The following is an 18,966-nucleotide window of genomic DNA, read 5'->3' on the forward strand; positions in this document are numbered from 1 at the left end:
GCTCTGAACAGCGAGTCAGAACCCAGACGGCAGCGACCAGCACGAGCACCAGCGTGAAGCCGCCAATGGCCGTTAAGACCCAATCCATGATTTTCTCCCCGCGTCACACCGAGTCTGGTCGCCGCCGAGGGTTGGTGCTCGGTGATGGCCTTCTGGTGACCGGCGAAAAGAACGCTTCAGGTGCGCCAGTACGGTTTGGGGCTGGGGGTGTTGGCCCGGTGGGTGTGGGCTGGCCGCCAGGTTTGGGTGGGGTCCCAGAGTAGTGGTCCGCGTATTTGGGGTCTGCCGTTGATGATGCGGATGTTCCAGCCGTTGGTGTCGATGGTGTGGTGGTGGAACCAGCAGAGGAGGGTGCCGTTGTCGATGGTGGTGGGGCCGTGTTTGCGCCAGGGGATGACGTGGTGGACTTCGCACCAGCAGGCGGGGGTGGTGCAGCCGGGGATGATGCAGCCTTCGTCGCGGGCACTGATCGCGGCTCGTTGTTTGGGGCTGAAGCAGCGCATTTTGTCGCTGAGGTGGAGGATGTCGCCGTTGGTGCCGATGATGACCTGTTGGGCGCCGCCGGCGCAGATGGCTTCTTTCACGCGGCGCATCAGTGCCCGTGACAGTGCCAACGCCTGTGCTGTCGTCGGGTTCGGTGGGTTCAAACCGGGGCGTACGAGACCGGGCCGACAAATAGGTGTCGAAGAGGGTGTCCATGATGCCGCGCAGTTCGGGGGTGACGTCGGCGCGCAGCGGGTAGAGTCCGTTGCGCAGTAGTCCGAAGGTGAGCGTGCTTTTCGCTTCGGCGAGGTCGTCGGTGGGGGCGGTGCCGTCGGGGTCGAGGCGTCCCTGCCATTCCAGGGCTTGCGCGCGCAGTAGGTCGGGAGCGAAGCGGATGCCTGCTCCGGGCAGCCCGGCCGTTTCCGGGGTGATCGCTCCGGTGGCGGTGGCGACGAGGGCGCGTTCGACGTGGTCGAGGTCGTCCTGCAGGACTTTCCCGTGCAGCGCGGTCAACGTGGTGGCGATGATTTCTGCCGACTCCACCCCGAGGTCGCCGCTGCTGAGTCCGGCGGCGATGGCCGGGTACCGGGCCGGTACGGGCAGGCCCAGCGGGGTGCGTTCGACCGTGGTCTCGCCGAGCTTCAGGCGGCGTTTGGCTTCGCGGCCGGAGATGCCGGCGAGTTGGGTGATGAATTCGACCCGGTTGCGGCATCCGTTTTTGTAGGCGAGCGACCCGGTGCCGAGGTCGGTTTCGGCGCGCACGCCGATGTCGGTGGTGGCTCGTAGCCTGGCACCATCAACCTTGCGACCCAAACCCTCCAGGGCTGCCATGACCGCGACAGCTTCGCTGTCATCGAGCTGACCAAACCGCACCCCGTCGAACGCCAGAGCCAGAATCGCAGCAGCCTGCGCAACCGCCGCAACCCGAGAACCCTCGGGTTCCGGCACAGAGCCGGTAGCGGCGGGCGGGGCGGTGAGGGTCATGGCGTCGGTGCCTCCTTCACTAGCAATTGTACTCCGAATCGCCTCCAATGGCGAGATAATCTCAGTATTATGCTTATTTACATTCAGAATTTTCTTCTGATTAGCAGAAGCGGAAAAAAGACTACTTCCGCTTCGTGAAGTGACCACTCACGCGGTTTCGATGGGAACGCAGAGGGCCGTCAGCGGCTGGTCGGTGATTAAATGGGCGACCGCGCGAGAGCGCCCGGGAGCCCAGTTTCTCAACTGGGCCCGAACCCTGCAGGTCACGGCGGGAATCAGGGCGTCAGGGCGTCAGGGCGTCAGGGCGTCGGGGCGGCCAGGCGGGCTACCTCGTAACCGCCGGCGGAATAGATCGTCGTGAACGCCGCGCCGGGGTGCAGCGCCGCACCCGCGACCTGCGCCGACGTCCACTCGGCGGGAAGACCTCCGGCCACATGGTCGATCACGAGATAGTCCGGCAGGGGATTCTGGTTGCCGAGCCAGAAGACATCCGTTCGTTCCACGAGATAGTTCATCAGGCCAATGTCAGATTCGACCAGGGCACCGTCCGGCACGATGCGCAAAGCAGCGGTCGCCGCGATAGCGCGATCCGTCGAAAAATTGCCCGCCACATCCGTCAGTTTGAACACGGGTAGCGTCGTGCCGAGCACGAGCGCGGTGACAATCGAAACGGATGCCGCCTGCCGCCCAAAACCGCGCAGCCAACGGCGCCGGCTGGTGCGCGCGAGTGCGATACCGTCGAGCGCGGCGGCGAACACGATCGGCATGAGTACGGCGCTGTATTGCCAGGTCGGCCCCCAATATCCCGAATTATCGGACAGAAATCGCCAGGCCAGGGTCGGCAACAGCACGAGCGCGAGCGGCGACCGTACCGCGATGACGCCGCCGGCCACGAGGAGCAGCGCGAGAGTCACGCCCTTCTGCGGCTGAAAGAGCGTCGCCGGGTCACCCAGAATTTTGACCAGGTCGATGCTGCTCGAGTATGCCCAGGCCCCATTCGGGTTGAGCAGCGGCAAAATGACCAGGCTGGCCAGAGCGAACCAGCCCACGCCCCAGACGGCCAACCACACTCCAAGCGGATGCCGGCTGCGAACGGCCAGCACGATACCGAGCGCGGCCACGGTGAGTCCGAGGTCTTCCTTCACGAACACGAGCGGCATCGCCCAGAGCAGGCAGGCCGCCCACTTGCGCCTGAGAAAAGCGGTCAGGGACAGCGCAAGCAACGGAACGGCGAAGGCAATCTCGTGGAACTGCGCCTCGACCGCGCCCTGCAGACCCCAGCTGAACGCGAAAGCGAGCCCGAACAGCGTCCCGGTCACCGGTCCGAGCAGCCGGATCGCACCATAGCTGAGTGCTGCGGCGGCGAGACCGAACAGGGCGTTCTGCACCACCAGCAACGTGAACGCGTGTGGAAAGATAGCGAAAATCGGGCCGAGCAGCACTAGAAGCGGATGAAAATGGTCACCGAGCAGGTTGAAACCGTCGCCCTTGATCGTCACGATCGGCGTTTCAAGCGCCGCATATTGCCGGGCCAGCTGGGCGAAAATCCCGAGGTCCCAGGACGGAGCAGCGAAGCTTCGCCACTGCAGCGCCGAGAACACGGTGTACAGCGCGGTCGACACGAGCCCCACGCCGGCCGGCAGCAGGAACGGCCGGAGCGCGCCTGACCGAAACAGTTCGACGCGAAATCCACTCATTCAGCCACGCTAACGCACCCACCGCGAACTCCGCCCCAGCAGGTCTTGGCCAGCCGCGCCGCGTTATCCGCTGGTGAGGCCTCTGGCAGCACGGGACTTTTGGCCCTGTTTGGGGGGCGCGCCACGGAGCACACTAACAGGATGCAGCAGACGACGCCACCTCTGGAGATCGCATGACATTGACTTGCCCATTCTGCCGGTCCGAAGCTCGACTCACCCTGAATCCGGCCCACGCCGAACGCAACTCGCTCCCGGTTTACCTACTCAAATGCTCCGGATGCGACCACACCAGCGTGCGCGTATCCCGGTTCGCGGCGCGGACGCGTGGGTTATCGTCTCAGTTCGCGCCTAACCGGGGCTGACGCTCGCCGGGGAACCCAACCTCAGCGAAACCACCAGCGTGCTCGTGCACCCCGTACGCCGTTCAGCGGCACAGAAAACACCTCCGCGTTTCTGCGATGGTGTTTTTCATGTCTCCGGCGGCTCCTATAGGTCGGCGAGCAGGCTCACCGGGTTTTCGATGCAGCGGGCCACATAGGTGAGGAAACCGGCAGCGGTTCCGCCGTCGCAGACCCGGTGATCGAACACCATCGAGAGCTCAACGACGGTGCGCACCGCGAGAGCGTGTTCGACCACCCAGGGCCGTTCGATCATGCGCCCGATACCGAGAATGGCCGCCTCCGGGTGGTTGATGATTGCGGCCGAACCGTCCACGCCGAGCGACCCGAAGTTGTTGAGCGTGAAGGTTCCACCGGTCAGGGCGCTCGGTGCAAAGGTACCCTCGGGCGACTGCGCCACGAGAGCGGCGAGGGAGTCGCGCAACTGCCGCAGGCTCATTGCGTGCGCCCCGTGGATCACGGGGACCATCAGCCCGCGCGAGGTCTGCGCCGCGATGCCGAGGTTGACGGCACCGTGCTGCAGAATCTCCTGGCTCGCAGTGTCGACCGAAGAATTCAGCACCGGGTACATGCGCAGCCCGGCAACGACGAAGCGGGCGATGAGCGCCGTTACACTAAATCGCTCTCCGGTCGCCGTGAGCAGCTGATCCCGGGCCGCGAATAGTGCCGTTGCGTCGACGTCCAGCCAGATGGTCGCCTCGGGAATCTCCCGACGCGACGTGGTTAATCGCTGCGAGACGACTTTCCGCAGGCCGGAAATGGGAATGCGGATGTCCGCGCTCGCGTCGTCGGGGGCGGTTGGCGCTGTGCTGGGTGGCGCCACCGCCAAAGCGGTCAGTGCTCGAATGTAGTTGTCGACGTCGCTGCGCAGCACGAGTGCGTTCGGCCCGCTGCCGGCCAGCATGCTCGCATCAAACCCGTTGTCGCGCGCCAGGCGGCGCACGATTGGTGAGACGACGGGGGAGCGGCGGGTCGCGTCCAAAGCGCCGCTCGAAACGGATGCCGCCGAAACGGATGCCGCCGGCTCGGCTGGCGCAGCGGCCACCGGCAGCATCGGTACCGGCGAAGCCGGGGCATCCGCTGTCGTGACCGGGGTATGGCTCGGCGTCCCTGTGCCGCAAAAACGCCCGGCGGCGACCTTCCGCGCCGGCCGGGTGCTCTCGGTCGTGCCGTAGCCGACCAGAACGGCCCCGGAAACTTCGGAGGGAGCGGCGGCGAGAGCGTCGCCCGCCGCGATATCGGCGGCAGCACCACCCGCAGCATCCGTCACGGTCAGCAGTACCTGCCCGGCGTGGATCACCTGGCCTGGCTCGCCGAACAGGCTCGCGACAACGCCGCCATAGGGCGACGGCAGCTCCACGATGGACTTGGCCGATTCGACCTCGACCACGGCTTGGTCGATGGCGATCGTGTCGCCGGGAGCGACCAGCCAGGCCACGATTTCGGCCTCGGTCAGCCCCTCACCGAGGTCGGGCAGCAGAAATTCGCGGCTCATCAGGACCACTCCCAGGTCGACAGTGCTGCGAGAATGCGATCGGGGGTCGGCAAGAAGTACTCCTCGAGCTTGGGCGACGGGTACGGAATGTCGAAGCCGGTGATGCGCAGGATGGGGGCGGCGAGGTAGAAGAAGTTGCGCTCGGTCAGGCGCGCGGCCACCTCGGCACCATAGCCACCAAACTGTGCGGCCTCGTGCACGATGGCGGCCCGTCCGGTTTTACGAACGGATACCCCCACCGTCTCGTCGTCAAAGGGCGAAAGCGAACGCAGGTCGATGACCTCGATCGAGAGCCCCTCGGCTTCAGCCTGATCGGCCGTGGCGAGTGCGGTTTTCACGGTCGGCCCATAGGCGATGAGCGTGACGTCGGTACCCGCGCGCAACACGACGGCCCGGTTCAGCTTCTCGGTTTGCACCGGCAAAGCGAGGGAAGCTTTGCTCCAGTAGCGGCTCTTCGGCTCCATGAAGATCACCGGGTCGTCGCTGGCGATAGCCTCCCGCAGCATGGAATAGGCGTCCGCCGGGTTCGACGGGCTGACCACGGTGAGTCCGGGCGTCGCCGTCCAGTAAGCCTCCGAGGAATCTGAGTGATGCTCGACGCCGCCGATATCGCCGGCGTAGGGAATGCGAATGACGATTGGCAGCGGGATTTTGCCGCGCGTGCGATTGCGCATCTTGGCCACGTGCGACACGATCTGTTGGAACGCCGGGTAGCTGAACGCGTCGAACTGCATCTCCACGACCGGGCGCAGGCCGTACATAGCCATGCCGATCGCGGTTCCGACGATGCCGGCCTCGGCCAGCGGGGAGTCGCTCACCCGGGTTTCACCAAATTCGGCGTAGAGCCCGTCGGTGACGCGAAACACGCCGCCGAGCGGGCCGACGTCTTCGCCGAACAGAACGACCGTCGGATCATCGACCATCGCATCGCGAATGGCGGCGTTGAGCGCGGCGGCCATGGTGAGGTTTTCTGGCGCGCGCACGACAGTGCCGGTGTCCAGGGCCTGCTGCGGGCTCATCGAGTGCTCTTTTCGGTAGCTACAGCGGATGCCAAAGCATCGCCGGCGAGTTCGGCCGCGAGAAAGGCGCGTTGCTCGGCCAGGGCGGTGCGCGGCGTGGAGTAGACGTGCTCGAACAGTTCCAGCGGATCGACGACCGCCTGTTCGGTCATGCAGTCTCGGGTTGTGGCGGCGAGCTCCTCGGCGGCGGCGAGAATCGAAGCGCGTACCCCTTCGGTCAGGGCGCCCTGCGCGACGAGGTACTTTTCCAAACGTTCGATCGGGTCCCGGCTGCGCCACAGGTCGACGTCGGCGGCCTTGCGGTAGCGGGTGGGGTCATCCGAGTTGGTATGGGCTTCGATGCGGTAGGTGAGGCCCTCGATCAGGGTGGGGCCATCGCCGCGGCGAGCGCGGTCCATGGCCGCCGAGACGACGGCGTACATGGCTGCAACGTCGTTGCCGTCGACGTAATAGCCGGGCATGCCGTAGCCGATGGCCTTGTCGGCGATGGTGCGGCAGGCCATCTGCTTGTCGAGTGGCACGCTGATCGCGAACTGGTTGTTCTGCACGAGGAACACGACGGGAGCCTGCCAGACGGCAGCGAAGTTGAATGCCTCGTGGGCGTCGCCCTCGCTGGTGGCGCCGTCGCCGAGCAGGGTGAGGGCCACGGTGTTGTCGCGCTTGAGCTTCGCTGCGGTGGCCAGGCCGACGGCGTGCAGCGCCTGGGTAGCTAGTGGTGTGGCCTGCGGGGCGATGCGGTGCTGGTGATAGTCGTAGCCGCTGTGCCAGTCACCGCGGAACGAGGCGAGAATATCTTTCGGCTCGACCCCCCGGGTGAGCAGCGCAATACTGTCGCGGTAGGTCGGAAACAGCCAGTCCTGCGGGGCGAGTGCGGCGACCGCGGCGATCTCGCAGGCTTCCTGGCCGAGCGCGGACGGGTACGTGGCGAGGCGACCCTGCCGGGTGAGGGCGGTTACCTGCACGTCGAACCGGCGCGCTATGACCATCTGTCGGTACAGGCCGAGCAGGGTGTCGACGGCCGGCAGGGTGAATCCGCCGCTCTCACTCTCGGCAACCGCCTGACCAGTGTCGTCGATCAAACGAAGGGGTGGGGGTGCCAGCACCGCCGTCAACGGCGTGCTCTCAACATTGAGGCTCATGAGGCAATGGTGCGCCCTTCAGACGAGCCCGCACCTAGGTTTTTTGCAGTTGTGAACGATTGGCCGGGCAAATGCCAGACGGCAACCAAACGGCCGTACTGAGAAGCTTTTCAGTGCCAAGCGTCCGGAGTGGTACCGGGCGCGTGCCCGAGGATCTCGTCGAGAATTAGGTGCGACCGGGTCGAGATTACCCCGGGCATGGTGTGGATATCGCGCAGAATGGCCTGGCTGAGCTGTTCGTGGTCGGGAGCGCTCACGGTGAGAATAATGTCGATGTCCCCGCTCACTGCCTGCGCCTTCTCGACAAATGGGAGTTCGGCGAGTTGCGCGGCAATTTCACCCCAGGCCACGTCAGCGATCTTCACGATGACGAGAGCCGACACGTGCAGGCCGAGGGCCTTGCGGTCGGTCTGGGCGCCGAACCCGGTGATCACGCCATGGCTGATGAGCTTCTGCACTCGGGTGTGCGCTGCGGTGCGCGAGATGTGCACCTGCAGGGCCAGCTGGCGCATGGAGAGTCTGGCGTCCCGGCTGAGCTCGGCGATGATCTGGCGATCAACGCCGTCGAGTCCGGGGTGGGGCGGCTGCGGCTGCGTCATTGGACTCTTACAGTACCGGTGCCGGCGCGGATGCAGTGGATCGGCGCAGGTGGGATTTGCGAAGCACGCGCAGGTAGTGATTCTTGGGCCAGTGGCGAAGTGCGCGCGGCAGGCGAGGATAGATGAACCGGATGCTGTGCAGCGCCCGATCGAAGCGCCGCTGGTGCTGTTCTGACCAAGGGAGGTCGAAAAGTACCCGAACGTGGGGCGGCAGCAGTCCGGCCGTCATCAGGCGGGCCAGCGGAAGGGCAGCTCGGTACCAGAACGGAGCGGGGCGCGAGTGCAACAGCTCGTGCGCGACCGCGCGCGTGACGGCATCCGTTCTCAGCAGTTGCAGTTGCTCATCCCAGTACTGGCGAAACGCGACGCGGTCTGTCGGCCACAGTTCCGGCGGCACCTGCAGGGAGGTGCCGAGCCGGGAGTATTCGAGGTAGACGGCGTCGGCCGTTGCCTCGTCGAGCGGGCCGTAGATGAGTGCGTGCAAGTGGGTAGCAGAGTCGTACAGCGTTGCGGCGACCCAGAGCTGCAGCTCGGGGGTGAACGCGTTGTACCGGGGAGTCGTGCCGGTTGAATGCACGGGAACATGCGCATGGTTGACCCGCGCGGCCATCGCAGCGGCGAGGTCAGCCGTTCCGAAGACGGTGGCATAGACAAAGCTCAGCGTGCCGTTCAGTCGGTCGAGCGGCCGAGCGGCGAAATTGCTGTGGTCGGCGACGCCGTGTCCGATGGCCGGATTCGCCAACTGCAGCAGGATGGCGCGGCCACCCGCGGCGATCAGGATTCCCTCGCCCGCCACCCCCTGCATGCTCGGTGGACGTGCGCTCACAGCTGCCTCCCAATAAACACGCAGAACCCAATGACAGGGTGAGCCTATTCGGTCGGCCTGAGTTTAGGCCCGGCTGAACCCCGAAGAGGGCCGATGAATATTTGTCTCCCCGGGAATACGAACGTCTTCTATGCGCTTGCATATATCCGAGGGCGACAATTCTGGGCCCACGTACTTGAGGAGAAACTCTATGAGCGAGACCACCGTAACGAGCATCCCCGGCTACAAGGCCGGAACCTGGACCATTGACAAGACCCACAGCTCGGTGAGCTTCAGCATTCGCCACATCGTCATCAGCAAGGTCAAGGGCACCTTCGAAGACTTCGACGCCACCTTCGTGACCGGCGAGAACCCTCTCGAGACGAGCGTTACGGCCACGGCCAAGGTCGTCTCGATCAACACCAACGAGTCCAACCGCGACGGTCACCTCCGCACCGGAGACTTCTTCGACGCCGAAACGTACCCGACCATCGACTTCGCGTCGACCGGTGTGCGCGAGGTCAAGGGCGACTACCTCGTCGACGGCAACATCACCATCAAGGGCGTCACCAAGCCGGCCACGTTCGAGCTCGAATTCGGTGGCTTCGGTGGAGACCCCTACGGTAACTACAAGTTCGGCGCCACGGCCAAGACCGAGGTCAACCGCGAAGACTTCGGCCTCACCTACAACGCCGCCCTCGAAACCGGCGGCATGCTGCTCGGAGACAAGGTCACCATCACGCTTGAACTGCAGGCCGCGCTCAACGCGTAGCCCGTAGTCTGTTCGGCCAGGGCCCCACCTCGGTGGGGCCCTGTTTCGTTTGCAGCCAAGCCGCAAATTTTGGGATAGAAAATGCCCCCGGTGCTATGATCACTGCGGTTTTCGCTCCGTAGTACTCCCCACTCCTGAAACCGAGCCTCACATGATTCAACGTCGTCGTCATCTGATTCTTTTTTCGCTCGCGGTGACTGCCGCCCTGAGCTTGGTGTTCGGGGGAGTCGTCACGGCCGCTCACGCCGATGCGCTGGTGCCCACCCCGGTGGGTAGCAATATCGAGGTACGGCCGACCGACCCGAACGGTAACAAGGGCGTCTACCTGCTCTTCAACTCCGTTCTCGAAGCCGGAGTCACTTCAGTGACCACGTCCACGACCGGCCCGGCTCCCGTCGGGTTTACGCTCGCCCTCGACACGCCCTACTTTTTCTACCCCGCGACCACGGCGATCACCAGCGGCCCCATCACTATCTGCATTCAACATATCGATTATGACGTTCCCGATCAAATGTTCAGTCGAGACATGATCTGGCAGTTCGTCAATGGTCAGTGGCAAGAACTTGGTTATCCGCCGGGAAACTACTGCGGCGAAGTCGCCAGCCTCGACGGCCCCTTCGCCGTGGGCGGCACGCTCAAGGGTGACACGCCGATTGGTACTAACGTATTTGTCAATCCGAGCAGCTACCCCACCGGAGCCAGCAGTAGTCCGCTCGTGATTTTCGACAGCGTCACGACGCCCGGAATCACCACGGTTTCGCACCCGGTTTCACAGCCGGCGCCAATCGCCTTCGACCAGCGCAGCAGCTATTATGCCTTCGCCACGACCGCTGAATTTTCAGGGCAGTTCCGGTTCTGTATCGATCCCTTGGACCTGCAATTCTGGAATCCCTATTTCACCCCGAGCGTGAGGGAACTGGAAACCGCCTACCGTTCGCGGATGTACCAGTTCGAATTGGGCGTGTGGAACGACATCACGAGTTCCCAAGGCACGTCTACTTGTGGAAGAACCACATCGTTCGAGCCCGTGATGCTCGGTGAACCGCCAGCGGGAATCACCGCGGTGGGTTCTTTGGTGAGCCTCGCGCCGTCCGGTCAAGATGCGCTAAATCCCCCGATTCGCGTTGAATTCGATACCGTCACATCCTCCGGGAACACCGCCGTCACCGAGTCAATGATCGGACCAGCCTCAACTATCTTCGACACTGTCACCACACCAGCCTTCATTGAACTCACGACGACGGCCACCTTTACCGGTCGCGTTCTGGTGTGTGTCCAGTACTTGCGAAGCCTGTTCGCCGACGGAAACCGTCTCTTTCACTTTGAGGGCGGACGCTGGCAGGAGATTTCGCTGGGTAACAGGGAGGGGATTCTCTGTGGATATGCGACAGGGCTGGGAATGTTCACGATTGGGCTGCCCCGGGCGGGCAGTAGCCCGGTCGGAGCGGATGTGCTGGTCGACCTGTACACGCCGGCATATCCGTACGCCGCCCTGACCTTCGACTCGATAACGTCCGACGGCATCACCTCCTCCGTCCTCACTCCGACCGGGCCGGCGCCGACTGGATTTAGCACGCTGACTGACCCGCCGGTGTACCTGAATCTGGAGACCACGGCGGGCTACAGCGGCAACATCCTGGTCTGTTTGTCTTTTGACGCATCGACCCTGACCACTGAGCAAGCCCTTAGCCAGCACCTGTACCACTTCGTGGCCGGCGCGTGGCAGGACATCACGAGCCAACAGTCCTATGGCCGTGTGTGCGGAACGACGTCGTCACTGTCGCCATTTGTCGTGGGGGAACCGCTGCGGGCACCGAGCTTGGCACTCGCTCCGACGCCGAAGATCACGGGCACGCCCCAGGTCGGCTTCCAACTGACTGCCGTTCCCGGTCGCTGGGGGCCAGGTGTCGTTGACCTGAGCTATCAGTGGAAACGTAACGGCGCCGCTATTGTCGGTGCGACCGGTATCAAATTCCAGCTGTCCGGCGCCGAGGCGGGCGAGAGCGTCAGCGTGACCGTCACGGGTACGAAGACCGGCTACTCCGCGACCACCCGGTCGAGTAGCCCTGTTCTCATCGCGATCGGCGTGCTGTCCGAGACGCCCGTCCCCGAGATCGTCGGCGCAACCACTGTGGGTAAAACTCTCGGCCTATCGACCGGTGTCTGGCGACCGGCTCCCGTCGACCTCACCGTGCAGTGGAATCGCAATGGGGCGCCGGTAGTCGCCGCCACATCCAGCACATACGAGGTGACCGCGGCCGACTTGGGCGGCAGGATTACGGTGACGGTGACGGGAACGAAGGTGGGGTACCGTTCCATCAGCACGACCAGCGCCGCGACGGTACCGGTTGGGCCGGGCAAATTGGTCGGCCCGATTCCCAGCATCAGCGGAGTGCCCAGGGTTGGCCAGCAACTCGTTGCGGTGCCCGGCGTGTGGACTCCCGCTGCGGCCCTGAGCTACCAATGGTTCCGCGGGGCAACGCCCGTGCCGGGAGCTACAGCGGCGACCTACGCGCTCACCTCGATGGACCGAAATTACCGCATGACCGTCACTGTCACCGCCAGTCAGGCCGGCTACCTGAGCGCAGTGAAGAAGAGCGGTGCAACGCCCAAGGTCACGTAGCCCTCGATCCGGGGTCATGAGTTGCCGGACACCGGGCCTTCATCTGTGCGAAGGTACCCTTGTGGGGTTCGCCGCCCGGAATAAACAGAATGTTTGTTTTAGAGCATGCTTCCAGCGGTTAGATGACCACTCCACTTCGGTAAGGAGTCTTCGTGTTTTCTCTATCTGACCTGCACATTCCAATCGTCGCGGCACCGATGGCCGGCGGCGCCTCGACTCCAAACCTGACGGTAGCCGTCAGCGACGCGGGCGGACTGGGCTTTTTGGCTGGCGGCTACAAGACCCCGCAGGCCCTGGCCGACCAGATCGTCGACGTGCAGCAGCGCACCGAGCGCCCCTTCGGCGTCAACCTGTTCATTCCTCAGCCGGCTCTGAGTGATCGCGCAGCCGCCCTGTCCTATCGCGACGTGCTCGCCCGCGAGAATCCGGCGGCCACATTCGGCGAAATCGACGAGACCGACGACGACTGGTTCGCCGATAAGGTGGCCGTCGTCATCGCTCAGAAGGTTCCGGTTGTTTCGTTCACCTTCGGCCTGCCCCCACGAGACGCCGTAGAGCGCATGCACGCGGCCGGCTCATTCCTGATCGCTACGGTCACTTCGGTGCCCGAAGCCCTGCAGGCGGTCGACCGTGGCGTCGACGCACTCTGCGTGCAGGGGCCGGAGGCTGGCGGGCACCGGGGGACCTTCACCACGCAGGGCGAACCGGGCACCCTTGCCCTGGGGGAGCTGCTGATCGAGATTCGCGAGGTGGTGAGGCTGCCGCTGATCGTGGCGGGCGGCATCCACTCGGGCGGACAGATCGCCTCGTTGCTCGCCAACGGCGCGGGCGCCGTACAGCTCGGTACTGCCCTTCTCCGTACCGACGAGTCGGGCGCGAACCCGGCCCACCAAAACGCCCTGGTCGATGGGCGATTCGCCGAGACCGTCATCACCAGGGCCTTCTCCGGTCGCCCGGCGCGTGCCTTGCGAAATGCCTTCGTCACGGCTCACGATTCGAGCGTGCCCCACGAGTATCCCCAGGTGCATCACCTCACCACGGGCCTGCGAGCGGATGCCGCCCGCCGTGGCGACCCCGACGGGCTCGCCCTCTGGGCCGGGACAGGCTTTCGCGCGGCGGCTGCTGGCCCGGCCCAGTCCGTTCTTGCGTCCCTCTGGGCCGGTGCAACGGCCGCGGCCGCTTGGCGTTAGCCGAGTTGGCGCACAAATCCTCGTGGACGCCGGTCGCGGATGAGCAGAACGACGGCGATCCCGACCACGGCACCAAGAAGAGTTTCCCATCCGCGGTCAGTGAGCAGAGATATCGGGTCGATCGGGCTGGCGAGTTGGGTCATGAGCAGTATGACGGGCGTGAAAAACGTGAGTGCGAGACCGTAGTGGCGCGCCATGAATAGTTCAGTCGGGAACTGCAAGACCATGACGAGGATGACCAGCACGGTCGTACTGGGATGGAGAAGCAGAATACCCGCCGTCAGGCCCAGACCGGCAAAGGTGCCGAATATTCGATGGACGCCACGCTGCACTCGGCTGGGAAGATCGGCACCGGCGAGGGGAACGGCCGCTGCGGCCATAGCCCAATAGGCGTGGCCGATCCCGAACGCGAGACCGAGAACCCCGGCGGCTGCGACAGCGACGGCATAGCGGGTCGCGTGCACGCCTGCCTTCGAGAGCCATGGCCGGGAGAGAGGTTCGCGAGAGCGTCTCGCCGTTGAGTCCCAGGCGCGGCCTCGAAACCAGCCAGCAAACCCGACGATTAGGGAAAAGACTGCGGATGCGGCGCAGATCAGCGCGGCAGTCCAGAGCCCAACGACCGTCGGGATCGACGCGCAGGCTCCCAGCGCGAAAATACCGAAGAAAGGCCCGGCTGGTCTGAGCTGTATCTTGTCGGCCACGAGTGAACCCAGCCCGGCCAGGGAGGCCTCGATGGCGACCAACGCCCAGACCTCGATGTGGGTGATGGACAGCGCCACCCCGATGGTCACCCCGGTCAGCAGTACTGCCGCGGCCTGGGCCTGATGCACCAGCCGCAGCTGATGGGTTTCACCACGGCCGTACATTCCCGTGAAAGCGCCAAAGACGGCATATATGCTCAACTCCGGATGGCCGGAGATCAACAGGACCAGAACCGGGACAGTGACCCCGAGGCCCACGCGAAGGGCTGGCCAGTGATCATTGACCGCGGGTCCGACACTGATGAGCGCGCGAATATACGACAGCGTCGGGCGCACGGGGGTGTCACGGCCTTTCAATCAGAATAATGGCGACGCAGCGTCGAAAACAGAACCCGGTTACCTGGTCATCATCGGGTCCATCATTTGGCTGGGGCCAACGGGCGCTCTCGGTGCCTCCGGTTGGCTGGTTCCACGCTCAACTACAGCGGTCGTACCAGTCTGTGCCCCTGTGCCCGGCCTGTCCAAGACTCGAAGTTGACCAGCCGATAACCGCACGTTATCAATCAGTCATCGGTGTCGCAGGAGCTTCGGGCGCAACCGGCGGAAGGCCCCGATCGAACAGCTCCCCCAGGGAAAGCCGCGCGGCAACGGCCGCGAACGCTCGCGCAGTCACCGAACCAGGCGATGCCGCGCTGATCGCCGCAGCGACACGCGCGGTCGCGACGGGATCAACGAGTGGCACGACGCGCGTGCGCGATGACGGCGTAATGGTTTGTAGCCACGAATGGGGCACGATGCTGGCCCATCGGCCCGTCTTCATGTGCGCGTGGAGGGACGCGATCGAATCCGTCTCGACCTGTGGCACCATATGAATCTGGGTCCGGCTGAAGGCATCGTCGATCACTTGTCTGCTGCGCATTTCCGCCGTCAAGACAGCGAGGGGGAGCTGGGACGCCTGGAGCCAGGTCATCGTTTCGGGGATGTCTGGAATGAGTTCGTCGGACGCGATGAGAACGTAGCGTTCCTCGTACAGGGGCACGAAAACGAGCCGCGGGTCGGCAACCTCATCGAGGTAGGTGACGCCGGCGTCCAGTTCAAAATTGCGCAGTCGTCGAACGATTTCGACCGCGGAGAGGTCCGACTTGATTTGCACCCTGGCCAACGGATGCGCAGCACAGAACGCGGCAACGGCCAGGGCGACCGTCGTCGAGGCACTCGGTACAACACCCAGCCGTAAGATGCCGGTCACTCCGGACTGCACGGCCTGAACTTCAGCCTTGAACGCGTCATGCTCGGCCAGGATACGTTTGGCCCAAATGACCAGGCGTTCGCCCTCCGGAGTCAGACCCTCAAAGGCATGACCACGATTGATCAGAGAAACATTGAGTTCCTGCTCCAGCCGGCTGATCGCAGCGGAGAGGGCGGGTTGGGAAACGTGACATGCGGCCGCGGCACGAGCGAAATGTCGTTCCCGGGCCACGGCGACAAAATATTCGAGCTGGCGAAACCGCACAGTCGCTCCTTCAATCGTGGTGATTATTGCGCGTGCACCCCAAGGTAGGCTCATTCGACAGGGTGTGCAGTCACCGCCCTCCGGTAGATCAGCGTCGATCGGCGCGAAACACACCACCGGCCGCCAGGCCGAGCAGACCGCACGACAAGAAATGGTTCTCCTTTGCGCAAATTGAATATGTTCCGGACGGGAAAGCTCACGGTCGCCGTCACGGCACTGCTCGCCCTCACCGGTGGAGTGCTCGGCGTCAGTGCCGCAGCAGCCAGCCAGCCCAGCACCGCTGTCACCGGCGAAACGTACGTCATCGGCACCGACACCACCTTTGCGCCGTTCGAGTACCGCGAAGACGGTGAGTTGACCGGTATCGATATGGACCTGATTCGGGGCATCGCCGCCAATCAAGGCTTCACCGTAGAGATCAAATCGCTCGGCTTCGATGCGGCGCTGCAGGCGTTGCAGTCCAACCAGGTGGACGGCGTCATCGCTGGCATGTCGATCACCGACGAGCGCAAGCTCGTGTTCGACTTCTCCGACCCGTACTTCGACTCCGGCGTGCAAATGGCCGTCGCCGAGGGCAACACCGAGATCACCGAGTACGCCGACCTGGCCGGCGAAACCGTCGTCGCCAAACGCGGCAGCGAGGGCGAGACCTTCGCCAACTCGATCAAGAACGAGTACAACTTCACGGTCAAGGCCCTCGCCGACTCGGCCACGATGTACGACGACGTCAAAGCCGGTAACTCCGTCGCGGTCTTCGACGACTATCCCGTGCTCGCCTACGGCATCAACCAGAACAACGGCCTCAAGTCCGTCACCGAGAAGGAACAGGGCAGCTCCTACGGTTTCGCTGTCAACAAGGGCCAGAACCCCGAACTGCTTGCTGCCTTCAACACCGGCCTGGCCGAGCTGAAGAGCGGCGGCGAATATCAGGAAATTCTCGATACCTATCTCGACGCCCCCGCAGTGTCCAAGGATACGAGCTTCTTCGGCCTGCTCAGCGACAGCCTGCCGGCCCTCATGAAGGGCCTCGGGCTGACGCTGCTGGCGACCGCCCTGTCGATTGTGATCGCCCTCGTGCTCGGCGTGCTGTTCGGTTTCTTCAAGGTCTCCGAGAGTCGCGTGCTGCGCGGCCTGGCGAGCGTCTACGTGAGTATCTTTCGGGGCACCCCGCTGCTCGTGCAGGCGTTCTTCTTCTACTTTGGGCTGCCCCAGCTCACCGGGCAGTCAATCGACGTACTCACCGCCGGTGTGCTCACCCTGAGCCTGAACGCGGGCGCCTACATGACCGAGATCGTGCGCGGCGGCATCCAGTCGGTCGATCCGGGCCAAACCGAAGCCGGCCGCAGCCTTGGCCTCGGCTATGTCACGACCATGCGCCGTGTGGTGCTGCCGCAGGCTGTGAAGATCATGACGCCGTCGTTCATCAACCAGTTCGTGATGACCCTGAAAGATACCTCGCTGCTCGCGGTGATCGGCTTCGCCGAACTCACCTATCAGGGCCAGCAGATTTACGCGTCGAACTTTCGCACCGGTGAGACCCTGCTGATCGTGGCGGCGCTTTACTTCATCGTCATCAACCTGCTCACCATGCTCTCCAACCAGCTCGACAAGAGGTTCAACAAATGAGCACCAGCGCCAACAACACCGCGAGCGCCGGCAGTAAAATTAGTGTCAGGGGCCTCCGCAAGTCGTTCGGCTCCAACGAGGTGCTCAAAGGCCTCGACGTCGAGATCATCGAGGGCGAGGTCGTCTGTGTCATTGGCCCGTCGGGCTCGGGCAAGTCAACCTTTCTGCGCTGCCTGAATAAGCTTGACGAGCTCAGCGCCGGCACGATCATCGTCGATGGCTTCGACCTCGGCGACAAAACGGTCGACCTCAACGAGGTGCGACAGCACATCGGCATGGTCTTTCAGCACTTCAACCTGTTTCCGCACATGACGGTGTTGCAGAACATCATGTTGGCTCCGGTTGAGTTGAAGAAGGAATCCAAGGCGGATGCCCGCGCCACCGCCGTCAAGCTGCTCGACCGGGTGGGTCTCGCCGACAAAGCGGATGCCCGACCTGCCCAGCTCTCCGGCGGCCAAAAGCAGCGCGTTGCGATCGCCCGGTCTCTCGCAGTGAACCCCGACATCATGCTCTTCGACGAGGCCACGAGCGCCCTCGACCCGGAGATGGTCGGCGAAGTGCTGCAGGTCATCCGTGATCTCGCCGCCGAGGGCATGACCATGGTCGTGGTCACCCACGAAATGGGTTTCGCCCGCGAAGTCGCTGACCGGGTCATCTTCATGGCCGACGGCGTCATCGTCGAAGAGGGCACCCCGGCCGAGCTGTTCGGCAACCCGCAACAGGAACGTACACGGGACTTCCTCTCCAAGGTGCTGTAGCTCCGTAGTGGCTGGACCGCGCACCGAAATGGAGCGCACCTCTCCGGCGGATTCTGCGCCCGAGGCCCGCGGAGCATCCGTTTCTGGGCCGGGAGATCAGGCGCGGTCGCCGACGATCTCCTCGCGCACCCGGCGCAGGTCTTCCATCAGCGATCCGATCAAAATCCAGTGGTCAGGGTGCGGCGTCACGATCCGCAGCGGCGCGGTCAGGGCGAGCACGTCGGGCGCGGCCGGCTCCGGTAAGGACGTCGGGTCGTCGTCGGCGCGGGCGAGTAGGGCCAGGTCGTGTGCAGCCCGGGCTAGTTCCCGGGAGAAAGCCTGAACGGTCGGCTCGAACTGCAGGGAGGGGTCGTAGTGGTCGTGCAGGGCACGAGTCATGCCGATTGCGCGGGTCACGAGAGTCGGCAGTCGCTCGATCATGTCGTGGTCGGCATCGAGGGCCAGGCGCAGCTTGGCCTTGCGAGGGTTGAGCATGAGGCTTTCCTCGGCCTGCGCGATGGCCTTCTCTGCCGACGCGAGCATGGGGCGCAGCAGCCGGGCCTTGATCATCAATTCCATCAGGTCGATCGGGCTCTGCGGGGTGCGCAGCGCCTGCGCAATGCGGTCGAAGGTGTCGGCGAGCTCTCGGGCCAGCAGCCCGACGGCGTCGCGGGCGGGCGCAATCAATACCGGGGGAACGATGAGGGCGTTGATGACGAGGGCGATTCCCGCCCCGATGAACGTCTCGAAGATACGATCGAGGGCGTACCCGGGTGTCGTGGCACCGAGGGCGAGTACGAGCATGGCGCTGATGGGAATCTGACTCGCCGAGGAGGGGGACAGGCGCAGCGCCCACGCAACGAGCAGGCTGACCATAATCGTGCCGAGCACGACCCAGCTGGACTCGCCGAGGAAGAAACCGATCGTGGAAGCGATGATGACACCGCCGATGACGCCCGCGGTGCGTTCGATTGCTCGCCCGAGGGTCTGGTTGACGCTCGGCTGCACCACGAGCAGGGCCGCGATCGCAGCAAAGATCGGCAGGTCGCTCGGTAGCAGCAGCTGGGAGGCGACCCAGGCCAGGGCGACGGCGACGGCCACCTTGACGACCTGCAGCAGCGGGAGTCGTTTGGGGACGCGCAGGGCCGAGGTTAGTTTCACCGGTCAAGGCTAACCCGTGCCGGG

15 protein-coding genes and 1 pseudogene are annotated in these 18,966 nt (G+C 64.3%); 5 read left to right on the forward strand and 11 right to left on the reverse strand.

All coding sequences use genetic code 11. The features are described from left to right. Positions 1-176: 176 nt before the first annotated feature. The 8 genes and pseudogenes from E3T51_RS17515 to E3T51_RS06855 form a co-directional block, all read right to left on the reverse strand. Positions 177-593, reverse strand: coding sequence for an HNH endonuclease signature motif containing protein (locus E3T51_RS17515; RefSeq protein ID WP_420898419.1), 417 nt, complete (start codon positions 591-593; stop codon positions 177-179). Between the two features lie 85 nt (positions 594-678). Further along, positions 679-1,467: pseudogene (locus tag E3T51_RS17520) on the reverse strand (DUF222 domain-containing protein); the annotation flags it as partial. 299 nt (positions 1,468-1,766) lie between these two features. Further along, on the reverse strand, positions 1,767-3,164 hold the full coding sequence (locus E3T51_RS06830; protein WP_134529014.1) for a DUF2079 domain-containing protein: 1,398 nt from the start codon (positions 3,162-3,164) through the stop codon (positions 1,767-1,769). Positions 3,165-3,650: 486 nt separating this feature from the next. Then, a complete protein-coding gene (locus E3T51_RS06835; protein ID WP_134529016.1) occupies positions 3,651-5,057 on the reverse strand; it encodes a dihydrolipoamide acetyltransferase family protein in 1,407 nt (468 codons plus the stop codon). Continuing rightward, positions 5,057-6,076, reverse strand: a complete 1,020-nt coding sequence (locus tag E3T51_RS06840) for an alpha-ketoacid dehydrogenase subunit beta (RefSeq protein ID WP_134529018.1) — start codon at positions 6,074-6,076, stop codon at positions 5,057-5,059. The genes E3T51_RS06835 and E3T51_RS06840 overlap by 1 nt, the downstream gene beginning before the upstream one ends. Then, positions 6,073-7,215 (reverse strand): pyruvate dehydrogenase (acetyl-transferring) E1 component subunit alpha, encoded by a 1,143-nt coding sequence (gene pdhA / locus E3T51_RS06845; RefSeq protein ID WP_134529020.1) that lies wholly within the window; start codon positions 7,213-7,215, stop codon positions 6,073-6,075. The genes E3T51_RS06840 and pdhA overlap by 4 nt, the downstream gene beginning before the upstream one ends. A 110-nt stretch (positions 7,216-7,325) precedes the next feature. Continuing rightward, on the reverse strand, positions 7,326-7,814 hold the full coding sequence (locus tag E3T51_RS06850) for an Lrp/AsnC family transcriptional regulator (protein ID WP_104192843.1): 489 nt from the start codon (positions 7,812-7,814) through the stop codon (positions 7,326-7,328). Between the two features lie 7 nt (positions 7,815-7,821). Next, positions 7,822-8,640, reverse strand: a complete 819-nt coding sequence (locus E3T51_RS06855; RefSeq protein WP_241989208.1) for an oxygenase MpaB family protein — start codon at positions 8,638-8,640, stop codon at positions 7,822-7,824. A 190-nt stretch (positions 8,641-8,830) separates the two neighbouring features. Here E3T51_RS06855 and E3T51_RS06860 point away from each other — a divergent pair, with 190 nt between their 5' ends. The 3 genes from E3T51_RS06860 (at position 8,831) to E3T51_RS06870 (ending at position 13,204) form a co-directional block, all read left to right on the forward strand. Further along, entirely contained in the window at positions 8,831-9,391 is a 561-nt protein-coding gene (locus tag E3T51_RS06860; protein WP_134529022.1) for a YceI family protein, read from the forward strand. A 151-nt stretch (positions 9,392-9,542) separates the two neighbouring features. After that, positions 9,543-12,014, forward strand: coding sequence for a hypothetical protein (locus E3T51_RS06865; protein WP_134529024.1), 2,472 nt, complete (start codon positions 9,543-9,545; stop codon positions 12,012-12,014). A gap of 152 nt (positions 12,015-12,166) precedes the next feature. After that, positions 12,167-13,204: a nitronate monooxygenase gene (locus tag E3T51_RS06870; protein WP_134529026.1), complete on the forward strand. Its 1,038-nt coding sequence runs from the start codon at positions 12,167-12,169 to the stop codon at positions 13,202-13,204. On the opposite strand, the gene E3T51_RS06875 is transcribed toward E3T51_RS06870, so the two are convergent. Beyond that, complete coding sequence (locus E3T51_RS06875; RefSeq protein ID WP_134529028.1) at positions 13,201-14,241, reverse strand: FUSC family protein; 1,041 nt, start codon at positions 14,239-14,241, stop codon at positions 13,201-13,203. The two genes, E3T51_RS06870 and E3T51_RS06875, sit on opposite strands and share 4 nt — an antisense overlap. Positions 14,242-14,464: 223 nt before the next feature. Beyond that, the gene (locus E3T51_RS06880) at positions 14,465-15,418 is read right to left on the reverse strand and encodes a LysR family transcriptional regulator (protein ID WP_134529030.1); all 954 of its coding nucleotides are present in this window, start codon (positions 15,416-15,418) and stop codon (positions 14,465-14,467) included. A gap of 177 nt (positions 15,419-15,595) precedes the next feature. Between E3T51_RS06880 and E3T51_RS06885 the strand changes: the two genes are divergently transcribed. Next, a complete protein-coding gene (locus E3T51_RS06885) occupies positions 15,596-17,044 on the forward strand; it encodes an amino acid ABC transporter substrate-binding protein/permease (RefSeq protein ID WP_134529420.1) in 1,449 nt (482 codons plus the stop codon). Then, positions 17,041-17,802: an amino acid ABC transporter ATP-binding protein gene (locus E3T51_RS06890; RefSeq protein WP_134529032.1), complete on the forward strand. Its 762-nt coding sequence runs from the start codon at positions 17,041-17,043 to the stop codon at positions 17,800-17,802. The genes E3T51_RS06885 and E3T51_RS06890 overlap by 4 nt, the downstream gene beginning before the upstream one ends. A 96-nt stretch (positions 17,803-17,898) precedes the next feature. Here E3T51_RS06890 and E3T51_RS06895 read toward each other — a convergent pair whose 3' ends face one another. Then, on the reverse strand, positions 17,899-18,942 hold the full coding sequence (locus E3T51_RS06895) for an FUSC family protein (protein ID WP_104192835.1): 1,044 nt from the start codon (positions 18,940-18,942) through the stop codon (positions 17,899-17,901). Positions 18,943-18,966 lie beyond the last annotated feature (24 nt).

The organism is Cryobacterium serini (assembly GCF_004404025.1).
Classification (GTDB): domain Bacteria; phylum Actinomycetota; class Actinomycetes; order Actinomycetales; family Microbacteriaceae; genus Cryobacterium; species Cryobacterium serini.

What these genes read in the sequence shown, in the direction of transcription:
- pdhA (WP_134529020.1), bottom strand. Translation starts at nt 7,215, where the DNA reads ATGAGCCTCAATGTTGAGAGCACGCCGTTGACGGCGGTGCTGGCACCC.
- E3T51_RS06840 (WP_134529018.1), bottom strand. Translation starts at nt 6,076, where the DNA reads ATGAGCCCGCAGCAGGCCCTGGACACCGGCACTGTCGTGCGCGCGCCA.
- E3T51_RS06850 (WP_104192843.1), bottom strand. Translation starts at nt 7,814, where the DNA reads ATGACGCAGCCGCAGCCGCCCCACCCCGGACTCGACGGCGTTGATCGC.
- E3T51_RS06885 (WP_134529420.1), top strand. Translation starts at nt 15,596, where the DNA reads ATGTTCCGGACGGGAAAGCTCACGGTCGCCGTCACGGCACTGCTCGCC.
- E3T51_RS06835 (WP_134529016.1), bottom strand. Translation starts at nt 5,057, where the DNA reads ATGAGCCGCGAATTTCTGCTGCCCGACCTCGGTGAGGGGCTGACCGAG.
- E3T51_RS06865 (WP_134529024.1), top strand. Translation starts at nt 9,543, where the DNA reads ATGATTCAACGTCGTCGTCATCTGATTCTTTTTTCGCTCGCGGTGACT.
- E3T51_RS06860 (WP_134529022.1), top strand. Translation starts at nt 8,831, where the DNA reads ATGAGCGAGACCACCGTAACGAGCATCCCCGGCTACAAGGCCGGAACC.
- E3T51_RS17515 (WP_420898419.1), bottom strand. Translation starts at nt 593, where the DNA reads ATGCGCCGCGTGAAAGAAGCCATCTGCGCCGGCGGCGCCCAACAGGTC.
- E3T51_RS06830 (WP_134529014.1), bottom strand. Translation starts at nt 3,164, where the DNA reads ATGAGTGGATTTCGCGTCGAACTGTTTCGGTCAGGCGCGCTCCGGCCG.
- E3T51_RS06890 (WP_134529032.1), top strand. Translation starts at nt 17,041, where the DNA reads ATGAGCACCAGCGCCAACAACACCGCGAGCGCCGGCAGTAAAATTAGT.